This is a genomic window from Vibrio sp. 10N.286.46.A8, assembly GCF_041470165.1.
Lineage (GTDB): Bacteria > Pseudomonadota > Gammaproteobacteria > Enterobacterales > Vibrionaceae > Vibrio > Vibrio tasmaniensis_A.
The window spans coordinates 1-292 of the sequence record NZ_JBFRLX010000259.1 but is presented as its reverse complement, the minus strand read 5'-3'; the positions used below and the strand labels follow the sequence as shown (position 1 = coordinate 292).

The 292-nt window shown below is 51.0% G+C and carries 1 tRNA gene and 1 rRNA gene; both read right to left on the bottom strand.

Going from position 1 to position 292, the window contains the following annotated elements:
* Positions 1–9: 9 nt before the first annotated feature.
* A tRNA-Asp gene (locus tag AB4232_RS20800) sits at positions 10–86 on the bottom strand.
* 67 nt (positions 87–153) lie between these two features.
* Positions 154–269: ribosomal RNA gene (rrf, locus tag AB4232_RS20795) — 5S ribosomal RNA — on the bottom strand.
* Positions 270–292 lie beyond the last annotated feature (23 nt).

The following is a 292-nucleotide window of genomic DNA, read 5'->3' as shown; positions in this document are numbered from 1 at the left end:
TCTAATAAGTGGCGGAGTGGACGGGACTCGAACCCGCGACCCCCGGCGTGACAGGCCGGTATTCTAACCAACTGAACTACCACTCCGCAGTGGTCAACTCACTAAGTGAGCGTCCATATCTCCAGGTCGGTCAACCTAAAGATTTAATTTAAAGCCTGGCGATGTCCTACTCTCACATGGGGAAGCCCCACACTACCATCGGCGCTATTGTGTTTCACTTCTGAGTTCGGCATGGAATCAGGTGGGTCCACAATGCTATGGTCGCCAAGCAAATTTTAAAATTCGGAAAGCT